This is a genomic window from Chitinophaga sp. (assembly GCF_019236475.1).
In the GTDB taxonomy this organism is placed as follows: Bacteria; Bacteroidota; Bacteroidia; order Chitinophagales; family Chitinophagaceae; genus Chitinophaga.
Genome location: NZ_JAFAIX010000003.1, coordinates 452198 through 467877 on the forward strand (window position 1 = coordinate 452198; position 15680 = coordinate 467877).

General features: G+C 46.8%; 13 protein-coding genes. 3 read left to right on the forward strand and 10 right to left on the reverse strand.

The window, feature by feature from the left end:
* Nucleotide 1 precedes the first annotated feature (1 nt).
* From JO154_RS04035 to JO154_RS04070, 8 genes are all read right to left on the reverse strand, one after another.
* Nucleotides 2-1636, reverse strand: a complete 1635-nt coding sequence (locus JO154_RS04035) for a TldD/PmbA family protein (RefSeq protein ID WP_291942036.1) — start codon at nt 1634-1636, stop codon at nt 2-4.
* 43 nt (nt 1637-1679) lie between these two features.
* Nucleotides 1680-3014: a TldD/PmbA family protein gene (locus tag JO154_RS04040; protein ID WP_291942038.1), complete on the reverse strand. Its 1335-nt coding sequence runs from the start codon at nt 3012-3014 to the stop codon at nt 1680-1682.
* A gap of 9 nt (nt 3015-3023) precedes the next feature.
* Nucleotides 3024-4658: a TldD/PmbA family protein gene (locus JO154_RS04045; RefSeq protein WP_291942040.1), complete on the reverse strand. Its 1635-nt coding sequence runs from the start codon at nt 4656-4658 to the stop codon at nt 3024-3026.
* 157 nt (nt 4659-4815) lie between these two features.
* Nucleotides 4816-6204, reverse strand: a complete 1389-nt coding sequence (locus tag JO154_RS04050; RefSeq protein WP_291942042.1) for a hypothetical protein — start codon at nt 6202-6204, stop codon at nt 4816-4818.
* On the reverse strand, nt 6201-8303 hold the full coding sequence (locus tag JO154_RS04055; protein ID WP_291942045.1) for a DUF4175 family protein: 2103 nt from the start codon (nt 8301-8303) through the stop codon (nt 6201-6203). The genes JO154_RS04050 and JO154_RS04055 overlap by 4 nt, the downstream gene beginning before the upstream one ends.
* Nucleotides 8296-9624: a BatA domain-containing protein gene (locus tag JO154_RS04060; protein WP_291942047.1), complete on the reverse strand. Its 1329-nt coding sequence runs from the start codon at nt 9622-9624 to the stop codon at nt 8296-8298. Before JO154_RS04060 ends, JO154_RS04055 begins: the two co-directional genes overlap by 8 nt.
* Before the next feature lie 2 nt (nt 9625-9626).
* Complete coding sequence (locus JO154_RS04065) at nt 9627-10514, reverse strand: DUF58 domain-containing protein (protein WP_291942050.1); 888 nt, start codon at nt 10512-10514, stop codon at nt 9627-9629.
* A gap of 5 nt (nt 10515-10519) precedes the next feature.
* Entirely contained in the window at nt 10520-11521 is a 1002-nt protein-coding gene (locus JO154_RS04070; protein WP_291942053.1) for a MoxR family ATPase, read from the reverse strand.
* A gap of 206 nt (nt 11522-11727) precedes the next feature.
* Here JO154_RS04070 and JO154_RS04075 point away from each other — a divergent pair, with 206 nt between their 5' ends.
* A complete protein-coding gene (locus tag JO154_RS04075) occupies nt 11728-12348 on the forward strand; it encodes a DUF4159 domain-containing protein (protein ID WP_291942055.1) in 621 nt (206 codons plus the stop codon).
* Nucleotides 12349-12448: 100 nt separating this feature from the next.
* Here the strand turns inward: JO154_RS04075 and JO154_RS04080 are convergent, their stop codons facing one another.
* The gene (locus tag JO154_RS04080) at nt 12449-13600 is read right to left on the reverse strand and encodes an aldose epimerase family protein (protein ID WP_291942058.1); all 1152 of its coding nucleotides are present in this window, start codon (nt 13598-13600) and stop codon (nt 12449-12451) included.
* Between the two features lie 281 nt (nt 13601-13881).
* On the opposite strand from JO154_RS04080, the gene pepE reads away from it, so the two are divergent.
* Together pepE and JO154_RS04090 are read left to right on the forward strand one after the other, a co-directional pair.
* Nucleotides 13882-14589 (forward strand): dipeptidase PepE, encoded by a 708-nt coding sequence (gene pepE, locus JO154_RS04085; protein ID WP_291942061.1) that lies wholly within the window; start codon nt 13882-13884, stop codon nt 14587-14589.
* 6 nt (nt 14590-14595) lie between these two features.
* Nucleotides 14596-15060 (forward strand): hypothetical protein, encoded by a 465-nt coding sequence (locus tag JO154_RS04090; RefSeq protein ID WP_291942063.1) that lies wholly within the window; start codon nt 14596-14598, stop codon nt 15058-15060.
* A gap of 3 nt (nt 15061-15063) precedes the next feature.
* On the opposite strand, the gene JO154_RS04095 is transcribed toward JO154_RS04090, so the two are convergent.
* On the reverse strand, nt 15064-15519 hold the full coding sequence (locus JO154_RS04095) for a hypothetical protein (protein ID WP_291942067.1): 456 nt from the start codon (nt 15517-15519) through the stop codon (nt 15064-15066).
* Nucleotides 15520-15680 lie beyond the last annotated feature (161 nt).

A 15680-nucleotide genomic window follows, 5' to 3' on the forward strand; every position in this document is an offset into this window, starting at 1 on the left:
ATTAAATTTTTCTAGCTGTGTTAATAACGTTTACTCCATTAAAACGAGCGGTAGCAGAACCGTGTGAAACGGCGCTCACCTGTTCTGGTTGTCCTTTTCCATCGAAGAAGGAACCACCCAGGCGGTAGTCGCGCTGATCGGCAATGGCTTTGCAGGAATTCCAGAACTCCTGTGTATTGCTCTGATAGGCCACATCTTTCAGCATACCTACTATCTGCCCGTTCTTAATCTCATAAAACATTTGGCCACCAAACTGGAAATTATACCGTTGCTGATCGATGGAGAATGAGCCATCTCCTACGATGAAGATGCCTTTTTCCACGTTTTTAATGATCTCTGCAGGCGTCAGTTTTTGTTTGCCTGGCTGCAGGGAAACATTTGGCATACGCTGGAACTGCACGTCCTTCCAGCTTTGAGAGTAGCAGCATCCTTGGGAGTGATCCAGCCCGATGATATGCGCCTGATCGCGGATAGCCTGGTAATTCACCAGTGTACCATCTTTGATGAGGTCCCATTCTTGGGTGCCTACTCCTTCATCGTCGTAACCAACCGCGCCGAGGGAGCCCGGTTGTTTTTTATCTGCTTTGATATTGACGATAGGGCTGCCGAAATTGAATTTCTTTGATTCCCATTTATCCAGCGTCAGGAAGCTGGTACCTGCGAAGTTGGCTTCATATCCCAACACGCGATCCAGTTCAGTAGGGTGCCCTACAGATTCGTGGATAGTGAGCCAGAGATGCGAAGGATCCAGTACCAGGTCGTATTTTCCTGGCTCAACGGATTTCGCCTTCATTTTCTGTTGTACCTGTGCAGCACCCTGACGGGCGTCTTCCAACATATCATAACGGTTACGATACAACGTAGTGACGCCATGGATTTTCTCAGACTCATCAGGCATTAGGTATTCATACCCCATACCTCTTGGCGCGCTGAGGGCCGCTCTGGTTTCGAATTTGCCGGTGGCGGCATCGATTTTTGTAATGCGGAAAGTAGGCCAGATACGGTGAATATCTTGATCGATATAAGAACCGTCGGAGCTCGCGAAATACTTCTGTTCATTCACCACGAAGAGGTAAGAGCCAACGTAGTTAGCGCCTCCTTTTATGGCAGCATCATTCACAGAGAGCAACAGGTCTGCTTTTTCTTTGAGCGGCACGTCGAACGCATTGCGTTGGATGGGCGCTTTCCAGCTTACTTCCCCGTAGCCCTTTTGGGGAGCCAGTTCTACTGGGGTAGTCATGATACGGGAATTCTCCTTTGCGATGGCTACTGCCAGGGCTGCGGCTTGGGCAATCCCATCCCTGGTGAGGTTATCGGTGCTAGAGAAGCCCCAGCAGCCATTGGCCAGTACACGGATACCGATACCGTAGGATTCCGTATTGACTACGTTCTCCACCTTATCTTCCCGGGTGATTACATATTGATTCAGATATCTGCCTATACGAACATCCGTATAGGTGGCGCCTTTACTGCGCGCGGCATTGAGGGCGATGTCGGCCATTTCTTTCTTTTTGGCCACATCTACCGAATACCAGGGGGTTTCAAGGGGGATAGCCTTCCCGATGAGGGGTATTTGGGATAACAGTCCCGCTCCTATCCCCATGCCTGTGAGATGTAGAAAATCTCTTCTTTTCATGGGTAAACATTTATGTGAATGACGATGAATGCGCGATCATCTTCTACACAGCATCCGACAAAGACGTGAAGGTGAAGTCACGAATCTTCATTGGCGGAATGAGGTAACTCCGGTAGGATTCAATACTGATGCTTCTTTCCGTCTTACCCAATGCTTCCACATTATTCAGCATGATAACCGGGCTTTCATTAAAACGTAGATTCTTAATTGGATGTTTTATTTTACCGTTTTCGATATAGAAAGTTCCGTCGCGGGTGAGGCCGGTGAGCAACAGGGTTTGTGCATCTACCAGTCGGATATACCAGAGGCGGGAAACGAGGATTCCTTTTTCAGTGGATTTAATCAATTCTTCGAGGGAAGCGTTGCCGCCTTCCATGATAATATTGGTAGGCATTGGCACTGGCTGCACGCCTTTTTTCTGCGCCCAATATTGAGAGTAGGCCAGGTTTTTCACCACGCCTTTATCAATCCAAGTAGTTTTATTGATGGGCAGTCCTTCGCGGCTCCAGGTGGATGCTGGGAGATCTGGATGATACGGGTCGGTATAAATCGTTACTTTCTCATCCATCAATTGTTCACCAATACGGTTGCCACCACCGGGTTTGCTCATGAAGCTACGACCTTCATCCGCATTACGCGCATCTAGTCCGCGGAACATATTTTCCAGCATATACGTAGCTGCCACTGGCTCCAGGATAACAGTATACTTACCGGGTTCTATTGCTTTGGCTTCTGCACTGCTATTCGCTTTCATGGCAGCAATACGGGTAGCCTCATGGGTATCCAGTTTGCGTACGTCATTGAAGCCTCTCGCCGCAAAACCAGAGCCTGTGCCATTTGCGGTACGGGTAGTGATGGTAAATATCACATTTGTATCCGTATCGTACGCAAACAAACCTTTAGAATTCATCATCGCGTTGAAGCCGGTATTGTTCTCGATGAATCCTGCTGCTTCCAGTTTCGCTTCTTTGGCCACATTGATACTTTTCGCCACCGCATCAGCGCGATCATCTGGCGTAATCTTAGCCGTTGCCTCTACGAAAGTAGGCGCATCTTTAAACGCAGATGGGCCTAACAGCGGCATGTATTCTGGGTTTTCAGGCGCTAGCTTTGCCAGTTCTTCCGCACGCTGTACAACGCGTTTCAGCGCTTCGTCTGTGAACTCGTTGATAGTAGCGGTACCGGAGCGTTTGCCGAAGGAAGAAGTAACGCTGAGTGTGAGCGTACTGATATCTCCCGCTGTTGAAATTGCATTACGGGCATAGCGGATATTACCGCCTTCAGCCCCGCGGAGACTCACTTCGCATTCATCCGCTTTTGAGAAAGAGAGCACTTTTTGCAATAGTGCTTTCGCTGCTTCTTTATTTAAAATTGCCATTGTTGTCCGTTAGATTTTTCGTGCAGTGTTAATAACATTTACGCCATTGAAGCGGGTGGTAGAACTACCATGAGACACCGCATTGGATTGTCCGGGTTGTCCTTTACCATCGTTGAAAGCGCCGCCTAGTCGGTAATCGCGTTTATCCGCGATAGCGCTACAGCTATTCCAGAATTCCTGGGTATTTGCTTGGTAGGCCACATCTTTGAGCATACCGGCAATTTTACCGTTTTTGATTTCGTAGAATACTTGTCCGCCGAACTGGAAGTTATAACGCTGCTGGTCGATACTGAAGGAGCCGTCGCCGATGATGTAGATACCTTTTTCTACATTTTTGATCATATCATCCACGCTCAGGGGATCTTTTCCTGGTTGGAGGGAAACGTTTGGCATACGCTGGAACTGAACATCTGCCCAGCTTTGCGCGTAGCAGCAACCTTGGGAATGTTTGAGACCGATGATATGCGCTTGATCGCGGATCGCCTGATAATTCACCAGGATACCATCTTTAATGAGATCCCATTGGCCACATTGCACGCCTTCATCGTCATAGCCTACAGCGCCGAGGGAGCCGGGTTGCAGTTTATCTGCCACTACATTGACCAGTTTACTGCCGAAATTGAATTTGCCGGATTTCCATTTATCCAGCGTGAGGAAGCTGGTACCTGCATAGTTGGCTTCGTAGCCTAGTACGCGGTCCAGTTCTGTAGGGTGTGCCACTGACTCGTGGATGGTGAGCCAGAGGTGAGATGGATCGAGGATCAGATCGTATTTACCTGGTTGCACGGAGGGTGCTTTCAGTTTTTGTTCTACATCGATCGCTGCATTTCTCACATCTTCCAGCATATCATATCTATCGCGGTAGCGTGTAATGATGCCCGTTACTTTATCTTCCGGCCTTGCGGAGAGGTATTCGTACCCCATTCCAACAGGATTACCGAGTGATTTACGGGTTTCAAATTTGCCGCTAGTGCGATCAATTTTAGTCACATTGAAAGTAGGGAACAGGCGGTGTATATCTTGATCGATATAGGAACCATCTGTAGATGCGAAGTATTTCTGTTCATTGATGGCCAGTATGGCGGAGTTCACGAAGTTCACGCCTCCTTTGAGGGCAGCATCATTGACAGAGAGCAGCAGGTCTACCTTATCTTTTACCGGCACGGTAAAGGTATTGATTTCAATAGGCGTTTTCCAGCTTACTTCGCCGTAACCCTGTTGGGGAGCGAGTTGTACTGGATCTGCTTTTACCTTACTATTGGCTTTTGCTACAGCCACGGCACGTTCTGCCGCTTTTGCCACTTCTTCCTTGGTCACGTTGTTGGTAGCTGCAAAACCCCAGCAACCGTTGGCGATCACGCGTATCCCTACACCGAATGACTCTGTGTTAGCGATGTTCTGCACGCGTGTTTCGCGGGTAGTGACAAACTGGTTGAGGTAGCGGCCTATGCGTACATCCGCATAGGTAGCGCCTTTCGCTTTGGCTGCATTTAGCGCTACATCGGCCAGTTGTTTCTTAACTTTTACATCGATGCCATCGTTTAAAAAACGGGATGGATCAACAGGATTGCCGAAAGCGAACTTCGGCAGGGCGAGGGCACCCAGTCCCATGGCAGAGAGCTGGATAAAGTCTTTACGTTTCAAGCGGTTCTGTTGATTTGGTTAGATTTAGATTTCGTTGGTTGTCAGATCTGTAGCATCCACATCAGTACATCTGTGTGATTCTCATGCAATACAAAAACCTATATATTTCTATCGTCGCCTAAGCTAATTTTTTTTTGCTGTTTTTTATAACCGTTGGTCACAATTTCTTTTCCAGCCAGAGAAAAATACAGGCTGCTAGAAAGGGCAGCAGCCACCACCATACAGTTGGACTGGCTAATTCCTGTTCCGGACTCTTTCCCGCTACTACAGTAGGTTTCCGTTGTAATTCAGGCCATTCATCGGGCCCGAATATATATTCATTAATTGTTATATTTTGATATTTCAGTTGATGCCATCCATTTTTCACAGGCCACCAGGTACTGCGCCATTCGGCTGGCAGTAAAGGATGTTGGGCCAGCGGCAAGCGTGTCTCCCCGGCCAACAGAAATGAATCCAACAGTGGCCCTGTATTGCGTAAGATAAGCGTGACCTCATTATTCACTGCCGCAAAAGCGGGTGAAATAGCAATAGTCGCTTTAGGTTCCTTGCTTCTGGAAGCGGCACTGAGCAAGGTACTCCAGAAGCGGCGATAACGCATGGAATCGCCGCTGAGCTGCCAGGTGTAAGTATTACTAATCCCCCATTCCAGCACTTTCCCCATGCTACGGTGATATAAGACCGCTGAAGGCTTACCCAGACTATCTTTCAGCAATATTTCTCCCGCGATTTTATTCACCGTGGTATTGCTATCCGGTTGTAATAACACTCCGATATCATGGTGTTGCATATATTCCGTCAACACATTCTTCTCCGTGGCTGTCAGTGCTTGTTTTTCAGCGATTACCACGTCAAACTTATCCAGCAAAGGAGCTGTTACCGCATCCAGGGAAACGGAATTCATGTTATCAAAACGGGTACTGTATTGCTTTGCGGCCACTTGGCTACGCATTGCCACGGCCATGCCTTGTGTAGAGAGCCAGTCGGCCAGAAACCTATTTTCTACATCAGGACTAGCTGCCACAAAGAGTATGCGCAAAGGCTGTACAGCGGCCACTTCTAGCGGGACAGGAGCGGTAGCGAGGGTATCTTTACCAGTGGTTGTTATTAGCTTCAATAAACCGGCTCCTAAAAATGGTGGAACCGTTTGCATATGAAAAGTAGTATCCTTATTCGCAGCTATAGTAGTGCTGTCCAGCGTTTCGCCTGCAAAGGTGAGGGCAAGGCGTATAGGCGATGCCGTTGTATTATGGTAACGGCCGCTGATATGGACCGGTTGTAAATAAGCTAGGTGTCGTTCCCAGTTGCAGGCCAGGAATACAGGTTTTTGTGTTGTGTTTGCGTTAGGAATTGTGGTAGCGGGTGGTTTTTCTCTTTGCGATGGATGCAGCTCAATACCCAACATCACCAGGCTAACAACTGCCAGTACACTCGCTAGCAGTCGGCCTATGAGATAGCCCTTGTTAGGACGGCGATATTCCTGCCAGAGTAACCATAGTAGCAGCAAAGCGCCTACAGCGGCAATGATGTATGTACGGTATTGACTCATGGGTTGGCTGTCTTTTTAATATTCCTAAAATAAAATTCTTTCAGTTGACTTGGTTGTTGTTGGGCTGGTTGCGGAATTACTGCTGGCGTCAATAGTTTCCATAAGCCTTGTTGGGCAATAGCTGGGTCTGCATTTTTAGACTGTCCTTGCACGATACGTTGCAACGCAGCCATGGCAGCTAGATATTTCCCTGGTTCACGAGAAGCAGCAGAGGTGAGTTTTGCCAATGATTGACGTAAAACGATTGCATTATTGCCGGTGGTTAGTTGTTCGGGAGACACGTGTCCATCTAACACGGCAATGGCTACACGCAGCACCGCATCAGGATCGTTATAATCCTTTATTTGTTTCATGACAGCAGGACTGATTTTATCCTGCTCTCCGGTTAGTCTTTTCTCCGGTTTCAGCGGGGTCGTTTTGGTGCCTGTTTTAGGCACAAAGGCCCTGGATTTCTGTTGCAGGTCTTTTAGCAAGCGCAATGCCTTATACTCGTATGGGAGCGCTTCTTGTGGCTTGTATAAACGAAGCTGTAATTCCGCCTTCCACATTTCTGTGAGGGTCGCTTTCAGTTGTTTCTTTATTTCGGGATCGAAGAAGGTAGCATCTTCCGCGTTGTCGTGTTTGTCTGTAAACTCATCCAGGATTTTGGCGGCATCGCCGAAAGCAGGACTATCCGTGTGATGCTCATGATCTCCATGGTCGTGATCGTGGTCTTCTACCCTAGGGTCGCCTACATTGGACTCCGACTCTTCGCCGAGGAATTTGCCATAGCGTAAACGGAGTAGTTTCTGATCTGTACCCAGTTCATTGCTTTTGCTATTGAAACGGGTGATACCAAGGCTATCCTTGTCGTGTATCAAGGCTTCTGTTTCCAGGATGATCTGGCGTTGGCTACGGAAATATTCCGGTTTGATATTCACCGCATTGACCATTCCATCCAGGCTGAATAAGGCCGTTGTATCTGGCAATGTGACGATATATACATCCGAGAGGGTTTGTTGCTGACGGGTATCGGTAACGGCTATATGAAAATATAGTTCATCTCCGGGCTTCATGCCCAATCCCGCCAGGTTCAAGGCCCTGGTCGCATTTAGTTGTTTGGGTTTAATGGATAGCCCTTGATCAAAAGCAAATTGTTGCTCCCGGAATTTCACGGCTTCTCCGCTCCCACTGGCAATGGTGGCTATAATAGTAGCGAATTTCAGGCCATAGTCGTCTGAGAGCTGGGCATGGATATTCACCAATGGCATCCGGCCAAAATCAATGGTGGTATTAGGTGCGGGACTGGTCACTTTAATCAATGGCGGCTGATCTGGGATCAACTGGAGTTGATAAAAGCCAGACAATACACTATCCATTTTCACCTGGTAGAATCCGGTATGGGTGATGCATTTTGTAGCCTGCCAGGTAGTGCCGGAGCTATCAGGGATCATGCGTAAAACCGTGCTATCACTGAATAACAGCGAAATGTTGTTCGGCACCGCATGCGTATGTATTTCCCAATGGACGGCTGCGCTATCTTCTGCTGTAATATGATAGGACACCTGACTACGTGTAGGCATTCCCGTATATGCCGGTGGTGTGATTGTAATGGCTACTCGTTGAATACCTGGGATCACTTTTTCCACCATCGTGTGGGGAGCTTCCGATAGTTCACGAGTGATGGTACCACCTCTACGAATTTGGATGATGACACAGAGGATAATCGCTATGGTAGCGAACAATAAGGTATTCCAGATAGATTTATAAAATGACAGCGGCAGTTTCAGTAGTTGTAATCGCGGGGAGATTTTCGCTGTTTGTAACTGCTCCAGCAGGTTCATGGCATTGGCATCTTTCAGAAATATACCTGCACTGTCTTCCAATTCGGGGAACTGCTGATTCAGCCATACCGTAACGTCGGCTGTTTTCGGTAGTTTCCGTAGGAAGTAGGCGCCGAATATCACCATGTATGCGAAGCCAGCCCAGATACCTGGGATCCCCCAGAGGACATACCCCAATAAGGCCACGGCGGCGGATTGTAGCTCAATCGCCATGATACGGAGGGTGATCCATCTCCCCCTGATCGTTTCAATCCGCTGTTTTCCTTGCTTATCCATTGGCCATTGCTTTTTTAGTGCGCAGGGCCAGAACTCTTTCCAGCGCAAAGATGAGGAATAACATTATCCAGCAGGCGTCAATAAGATCGGTGGTAATAACCGGTTGAGTGGATTTGCCAGTATGCGGAGCGGCCGCCCGTAATTGCGCACCATCCACCGCCCGTACATCATGTATACCTATGGCAGGCATAGGAAACAGTGCGTGCAAGAGCAGTTCCGGGAAACGCCCGTTCCAAGGGAGGTCTGTCCATTCAGGATGTACATGTGTATAGAGCGTGTATACTTTTCCGTTAGTACTCAGTATGGGAGACCCGTAGCTATCGTAATACAGTACGCTATCATTTTGCTGGGTGTAAGGAATGTGTTTAAAGAGTTTGATGTCTCCCGAAACAGCATCAGTAGCCACTTCCCTGCCAGTAGCGTATTTCAGTATATGGGCACCTGTTATAATGGATGGCACAGGATTATCTGATAGCCAGCAGATCCAATTGGCCGTGGTATCTATTTCTGCCGCATTGCGAACAGAATTTACTTGCATATTGCTGCCAGTATATTGTTGTACCGCTTGTAGGCCAGCGAGGAGGAAACCAGCGTCCTGCGGGTATTTATCTGTGTATATCACAATCTTCATTGGGCGACTATCAGTACCGGCTATACGATTTGAAGTATACCAGATAGCATTCGCATCCACATGACCTTGTATTTGTAGGCTGCTGTCGCGACTAATATTGTAGCGGTAGTGGTTCCAGGTGAGTGTTGTATCTTTCGTATATACTTGCCAGTGAATACGGAGGTGCAGCGGAAGCTTGTCTCCCTGAAATCTGTGATAAGCAGCGCTGGAAAATACATGCAATGGAAAATCAGCAGGAACGCGGGTTTCCAGTTCCTGCAATAATTGCCAGTAGCCGGTAGTGGTGGTATCGCCGGAAGGTAGGTGACGTACATTCACTCGAGGGAAATTGGTATGAAACCGATGTATTTCACAACCGGATTCCACCAATGAATCGATGGTCTTTTTGAAGTGCGGATAGGCCGCGTCTTCCAAAATTATCCATCCCCGATGTTCGCGACTGAAATTATTCTTCCACAGGGGATGCGCCAGTAGTAAGGCTACCAGTATAATTAAGAGGCATCGCAGCACCAGGAGCAATAGCTCCGAGATACGCAGACTTCGCGCATGCCGTACAGTGGCCGATTTCAGGAGTTGTATGCTTCCTATTTTCAGAATACGGCCTGGCTTGCGGTTCCACAGATGCAAGATCACCGGCACAGAGATGCCGGCAGACAGCAACAGCCATATGGGTTGAAGCAGGTGTAGCAAAATTATCTTCTCATTTTAGTACGCTGTAGCAGCACATCCCGGAGAGCGGTGTCCAGTGGCTCCTGCAGCGATAATAATTTATAGTGGATTTGTTTTTCCATGAGGCGATTGCTGATCCGCGTAGTGAACTGTTGCCAAGCATTGGCAAAAGCGCTCGCGTCTACCTTGCCATCCAACTGTAGTATTTCACCTGATTCCAGGTCTTCTACCGCTTGATAGCCGTTGAATTGCGCTTGTATTTCCTGATTGCCCGTCAGGTGAAAGGCCAACACCTCGTGGCCCATAGCAGCCATAGATTCCAGTAGTTTGAAGATTTCCTCTTCCTGTTCGTAGAAATCAGAAATGAAGATGATCAGTTTGCGGGTATGTGGGCCAGAGAACATCACATGTGGCTGATGGGCATTTCCAAAGCGCCCACCCGGCTGCAATTGCTCCAGTTGGTAATAAAAGCGGGCCATGTGTTGTGCTTCTCTGCGAGCCGACAGGGATATCACTCCTGTCGATTGCATGACAGCCAAGCCTGTAGCATCCCCTTGCAAGTGCGAGAGGTAACCCAGTGCTGCCGCCAGATATCGGGCATAATCCATTTTGGAAATGCCGTCTTCTGTATGCTGCATAGAGTTACTTCCGTCAACGATCAACTGTATATCGATGCTGGTCTCAATTTCCGACTGGCGTACATAATATCTGTCTGACCGCGCAAACATTTTCCAGTCGAGCCACCGGAGATCATCGCTCGGCTGATAGCTTCTGTACTGGCTGAATTCCAGTCCTACCCCTTTCATTCTGCTGGCATGCATACCGGTCAGGAAACCATCCACGATGGTTTTGGCCGCCAGTGGCAGATCCTTGATAGCAAGAATGGTTTTAGGTGTTAGGAGTTTGCTCATAAAGATCAGGAAAGTATGGTAGCGGTTCTGGAAATTTTTTGCAGCAGCGTATTGGTGACGTCATCTGGTTGAATGCCCTCCGCTTCCGCCTTGAAGTTCATCAGTACCCGATGGCGGAGTACAGGCAATGCCATCGTTTTGATATCCTCCATTGTTACCGCAAAGCGACCGTTGAGCAAAGCAAAGGCTTTAGCGGTGAGGATTAGTGCCTGTCCTGCGCGAGGGCCAGCGCCCCAACGTACCCATTCCTTCACCTCATTGACGTGCGTAGTGAGTGGCCGAGTGGCTCTTACGAGTCGACTTACATAGCTGATGAGTTCCGGATCAATAGCCACATCGCGGACCAGTTGTTGGAGCTGGATAATATCAGTGGCATTGAGAACGGGTTGCACATTCGTTTTGCGGCTACCAGTGGTACCTGCCAGGATAGCGGTTTCCTCGTGTTCGCCGGGATAACCGATGCGGATATAGAGCAGGAACCTGTCTAGCTGCGCTTCCGGCAGCGGATAGGTACCCGATTGTTCGATGGGATTTTGGGTAGCGAGGATAAAGAAAGGTTTATCCAGCGGGTATGTTTGACCGGCGTAGGTCACTTCAAACTCCTGCATCGCTTCCAGCAATGCAGACTGTGTTTTCGGTGGCGTACGGTTTATTTCATCCGCCAGGATGATATTGGCGAAGAGGGGACCTTTATTGAATTTGAAGAATCTTTTACCCGTGCTATGATCTTCCTCTAATACTTCTGTACCGATGATGTCCGTAGGCATCAGGTCTGGGGTGAACTGAATACGGCGGAAAGGGAGGTCTAGCGCCTGCGCGTGGGTACGCACCAGCAATGTTTTAGCAAGACCCGGCACACCTTCCAGCAAACAGTGGCCACCGGCGAGCATTGTAACCAAAACCTCGTCCAGTACTGTTTCCTGACCTACAATTACTTTTTTGATTTCCTGTCGGAGAACAGGAAGCTTTTGCAGCAGTTCCTGCAACAATTTCTCATTAAGCATCATACCATCGTTTAGCGTAGAAAGTGGTTGTGTATGAACACTAATGTAATAACAATAGGCTTAAAATAATAACCGGTCATCATTTAGTTGACCTGGTTCATACGAATTATCTTCTGTTTTTTTCTAATAAGATAGAAATCTGCAATGATTTTTGATTCCTCTTTTTATTTTGATAACTTCCGGGTTGCAGGATACAACTAGCAAAATACATGCAGGGAAAAACTTTTACATTCGTACGACTGCGATATAAATCGGGCGACTGGGATACGGATCAGCGTATGCCTTCCAATATTCTCAATTCCCTTATAGAGTATACGACGATCCCTGTAGCGATGCAGGAGAAGGTCATAGACTTGGGTAGTCCGGAGATCTTCCAATATCCATTCTGTTATTTGAGTGGGCATAAGCTCGTGCAGTTCGACAAACAGGAGGCGGCCAATTTCAAGCAGTATGTGCAACATGGCGGATTTGTATTTGTAGACGACTGCAACCACGATATAGACGGGCTTTTTGCTCGTTCCTTTGAAACGCAGATGACAGCCTTGTTTGGGCCTGCGGCCATGAAGAAGATCCCTAATACCCATCCGATATACCGTTCCTTTTTTCAGTTTGAGAAAGGGCCTCCTAATACCTCTTTTGAGCTGAATGGCTGGGGGGATGATTTGGTGCATGAGTACCTGAAGGCCATCACCGTTAATGGGCGTATTGGGGTATTATACAGCAATAAAGATTATGGTTGTGAATGGGATTATGATTTCAGGAACAAGCGTTTTCTGGCGGAGGATAATACCAAATTTGGCGTGAATATTATCGTATATGCGTTGCAGTGATAGCGGGGTATTATTTTCTTTATAAATCTACACGACAACAAAAAAGCCAAACAAAGGAGCTTGTCCTTCGTTCGGCTATTTTTGCTTTGGGGTCAGCTCTCTATTTTACAGAGAATTTATATACAGTCGTTTGTGTGTAAGTATCTCCTGGTTTCAGAATTACATTTGGGAAATCTGTTTCATTGGGCGAATCTGGGAAGTGTTGTGCTTCCAGGCAGAGCGCGCCATGTTGTGGATATTTTTTGCCATGATCCGTATGTAGTAGCGTACCATCCAGGAAGTTGCCGGAATAGAACTGGATACCTGGTTCTGTGGTGGATACTTCCATTAATCGGCCGGAATTGGGATCATAGAGGGTAGCTACCGGTTCTAGGTCTCCTTTTTTCTTATCCAGTACCCAGTTGTGATCAAATCCACCTTTTACTGCATTGATATCTTTACCAACGGCTTTCGGCGAAGTAAAGTCCATTGGCGTTCCTTTTACGGGCGCCAGTTGGCCGGTAGGAATGAGTTTATCATTGACAGGTGTGTATTTGCTCGCTTTCAGCGTAAGTTCATGATTAAGGATCGTGCTATCTTTTCCTGCGGATAGGTTGAAATAAGCATGATTGGTAAGGTTTACAGGAGTAGGTTTATCTGTAGTAGCCTTATAAGAAATGCGCAGGGCATTGTCTGGCGTGAGGGTATAGACAACGGTTGCCGTCAGGTTGCCGGGATAACCTTCTTCCCCATCTTTACTGTTATATACCAATTGCAGGGCGCTATCGCCTTCAGGAGTGGCATTCCACACTACTTTATCGAAGCCTTTCATGCCACCGTGCAGGGTATTACCATGATCGTTTGCAGCGAGGGAATATTCCTTACCATCCAGTTTAAATTTGGCATTTGCAATTCTGTTGGCATACCTGCCGATGAGGGCACCGAAATAGGGTTGTCCTTTTTGCTGGTAGCCAGCCAGGGTATCGTAAGATAATACCACGTTACCCATATTTCCTTGTTTGTCTGGCGTAATGATATCTGTGATAATGCCTCCATAGTTGAGGATTTTCACTTGCATCCCATTGCCGTTTTTAAGGGTATACTGCATTACCTGCTGCCCATCGGATTGTCCGTAGGCTTGTGCCTGTTGTGTAGTCATTGCATCTTTTTTTGTTTCTTTATCCGCCTGCCCTTGGGATGTATTATTGTGGCAGGAGGCCAGCAACGCGCTGGAAATCAAAAGGGTGGAGAGGCCCTTGTAGTTTAATTCCATAACGTATTCAATTATTTTGTGAGAAAACAATAACTAAATATCGCGAATATAGTTTTAAACGCAAATTGTACTATCCTGGTCTATCTGTTAATCAGTTGTTAGGCTAATTTTTTATAAAAAATGGGGTTCCCATCAGTTGCCCATTTGGTATGAAAGATCGGATTTCCATCCCTCTTCTCTTTTACTGCGATATGCGACACAATCATGACAGATAATATTCTTATTCCAGGAATATCGTGATAAATTATTGCCGGGTACTTACCTTCGTGAAAATTTTTTCGATGAAACAGATCGTATTGGCGAGCACCTCCACCTTATTTGGAGAAGAATACCTGGCTTATTTGAAGCCAGCAATGAAGACATTATTTTCCGGGGTAAAGGAAGTGATCTTCATTCCGTATGCTCGTCCGGGAGGCATTTCACATGATGATTATACCTTACGCGCAGCAGATGGATTCAAGGAGCTGGGCATCACTGTACGCGGATTACATACTTTCGATAACCCGGTAGCAGCACTGGATGCGGCACAGGGGATCTTCACCGGCGGGGGCAATACTTTCCTGTTGGTAAAAACGCTGCATGAAAAAGGCTTGATGCAACATTTACGTAGTGTAGTAGAGAATGGAACTCCTTATATGGGATGCAGTGCTGGTACGAATATCGGTGGTCTCTCTATGCAAACTACCAATGATATGCCGATCGTTTATCCTTCAAGTTTCGAAACAACTGGCCTGGTACCTTTCAATATCAATCCACACTATCTGGACCCTATTGCTGGTAGTCAGCATATGGGCGAAACCCGTGAAACACGTATCAAAGAATTCCATACCCAAAATACCATTCCAGTAGTTGGCCTCCGTGAAGGAAGCTGGTTGCAAGTAGTCGGAGATACCATTACCCTTCGTGGAACGCTTTCTGCGCGGATATTTGAGGCAGGAATTGCGCCGTATGAAGTAGAGACTGGGACTACGTTGCAGCATTTAAAATAAACAAGGATGCTACGCAAATTAGCGGAAAATCATTATAGATGGGCACGTTGCCTATCTGGCTGGCCACTTATCGGAGAGGTGAAACTTGTAGTTTCACCTCTTGCTGAGATTTCGCATCATATTATTACCACCAATTTTGAACAAGGTGGATTTTATGTGAATGATCATCTATCCTCCCAGCCTGATTCACCGGCAAATGAAATTTTTGTCCAGGCCGTGAGACAGGGTATACAATACGCGCTGACTAAAACCAGCAGTAAATATCAGGTGTCCATCACCGGCGTTTATCTACTGCTTACAGATGCTACACCTACTGCTGCTGGATATACCGCCATCAGGGCATGTTGGGATATCATTGGGTTTGCCGCACCTGAAGAGGAAATCAGCAGGTTGGAAGCATTACTTGTTAAGTCCAGATTCCTAGATACTGTTGAATGGGCAGGTATTGCGCACTCCTCTGATATGCTGTAATAGTTACTTTTTTCTCATCTTACGTATCTCATCTTCATAAAACTTGTCTGGCGACTCCACCTCGTGGCCACATGCAATAAAAAATCTTTTCAAGTCATCATAGATAAGGTAATCTGCTTCTATATCTTGCTTTCCATCCGTCATATGACAACAGGAAAGACAAACATTCAGTACTGAAACAATTTCGCCAGTTTTATTATAGAATACAATAGCATCTCGATAATAAGGCGCACACAAAAAACGTAGCACAAAATCTTCCGGCCTGTTAAGAATAGCAATGATCACCTGTTGATTTCCTGCTTCATAAACTGCTTTTCTTTCAGCAGTAGCATGCCACTCCCCTGTCCGGTCGATCAGTAGGTCACTACCTGTATATTTCCCTTCCTGCTCCTCTCGGTTATAGGAATAGGTTTCAAAATAATCGAATACAAAGCTGTTGATATAGTCGTTAATTTTCATAGTATGGCATTAAAAAAGAAGCCGTCTCAAAACAAGAGACGGCTTCTTCGTTTAGATAATTTGTTTTTATAATGATTTTGTACTTCTCATTTTTAGAAGCGATAGTTTAGCATGATTTTTATGCTATTTTCTTTCTAAGATTGTGCGCCATTGCGACTAAT

Excerpts from the sequence above, each read along its gene's own strand:
- JO154_RS04035 (WP_291942036.1), bottom strand. The coding sequence starts at position 1,636 with ATGAAAAGAAGAGATTTTCTACATCTCACAGGCATGGGGATAGGAGCG.
- JO154_RS04040 (WP_291942038.1), bottom strand. The coding sequence starts at position 3,014 with ATGGCAATTTTAAATAAAGAAGCAGCGAAAGCACTATTGCAAAAAGTG.
- JO154_RS04050 (WP_291942042.1), bottom strand. The coding sequence starts at position 6,204 with ATGAGTCAATACCGTACATACATCATTGCCGCTGTAGGCGCTTTGCTG.
- JO154_RS04055 (WP_291942045.1), bottom strand. The coding sequence starts at position 8,303 with ATGGATAAGCAAGGAAAACAGCGGATTGAAACGATCAGGGGGAGATGG.
- JO154_RS04065 (WP_291942050.1), bottom strand. The coding sequence starts at position 10,514 with ATGAGCAAACTCCTAACACCTAAAACCATTCTTGCTATCAAGGATCTG.
- JO154_RS04070 (WP_291942053.1), bottom strand. The coding sequence starts at position 11,521 with ATGATGCTTAATGAGAAATTGTTGCAGGAACTGCTGCAAAAGCTTCCT.
- JO154_RS04075 (WP_291942055.1), top strand. The coding sequence starts at position 11,728 with ATGCAGGGAAAAACTTTTACATTCGTACGACTGCGATATAAATCGGGC.
- JO154_RS04080 (WP_291942058.1), bottom strand. The coding sequence starts at position 13,600 with ATGGAATTAAACTACAAGGGCCTCTCCACCCTTTTGATTTCCAGCGCG.
- pepE (WP_291942061.1), top strand. The coding sequence starts at position 13,882 with ATGAAACAGATCGTATTGGCGAGCACCTCCACCTTATTTGGAGAAGAA.
- JO154_RS04090 (WP_291942063.1), top strand. The coding sequence starts at position 14,596 with ATGCTACGCAAATTAGCGGAAAATCATTATAGATGGGCACGTTGCCTA.
- JO154_RS04095 (WP_291942067.1), bottom strand. The coding sequence starts at position 15,519 with ATGAAAATTAACGACTATATCAACAGCTTTGTATTCGATTATTTTGAA.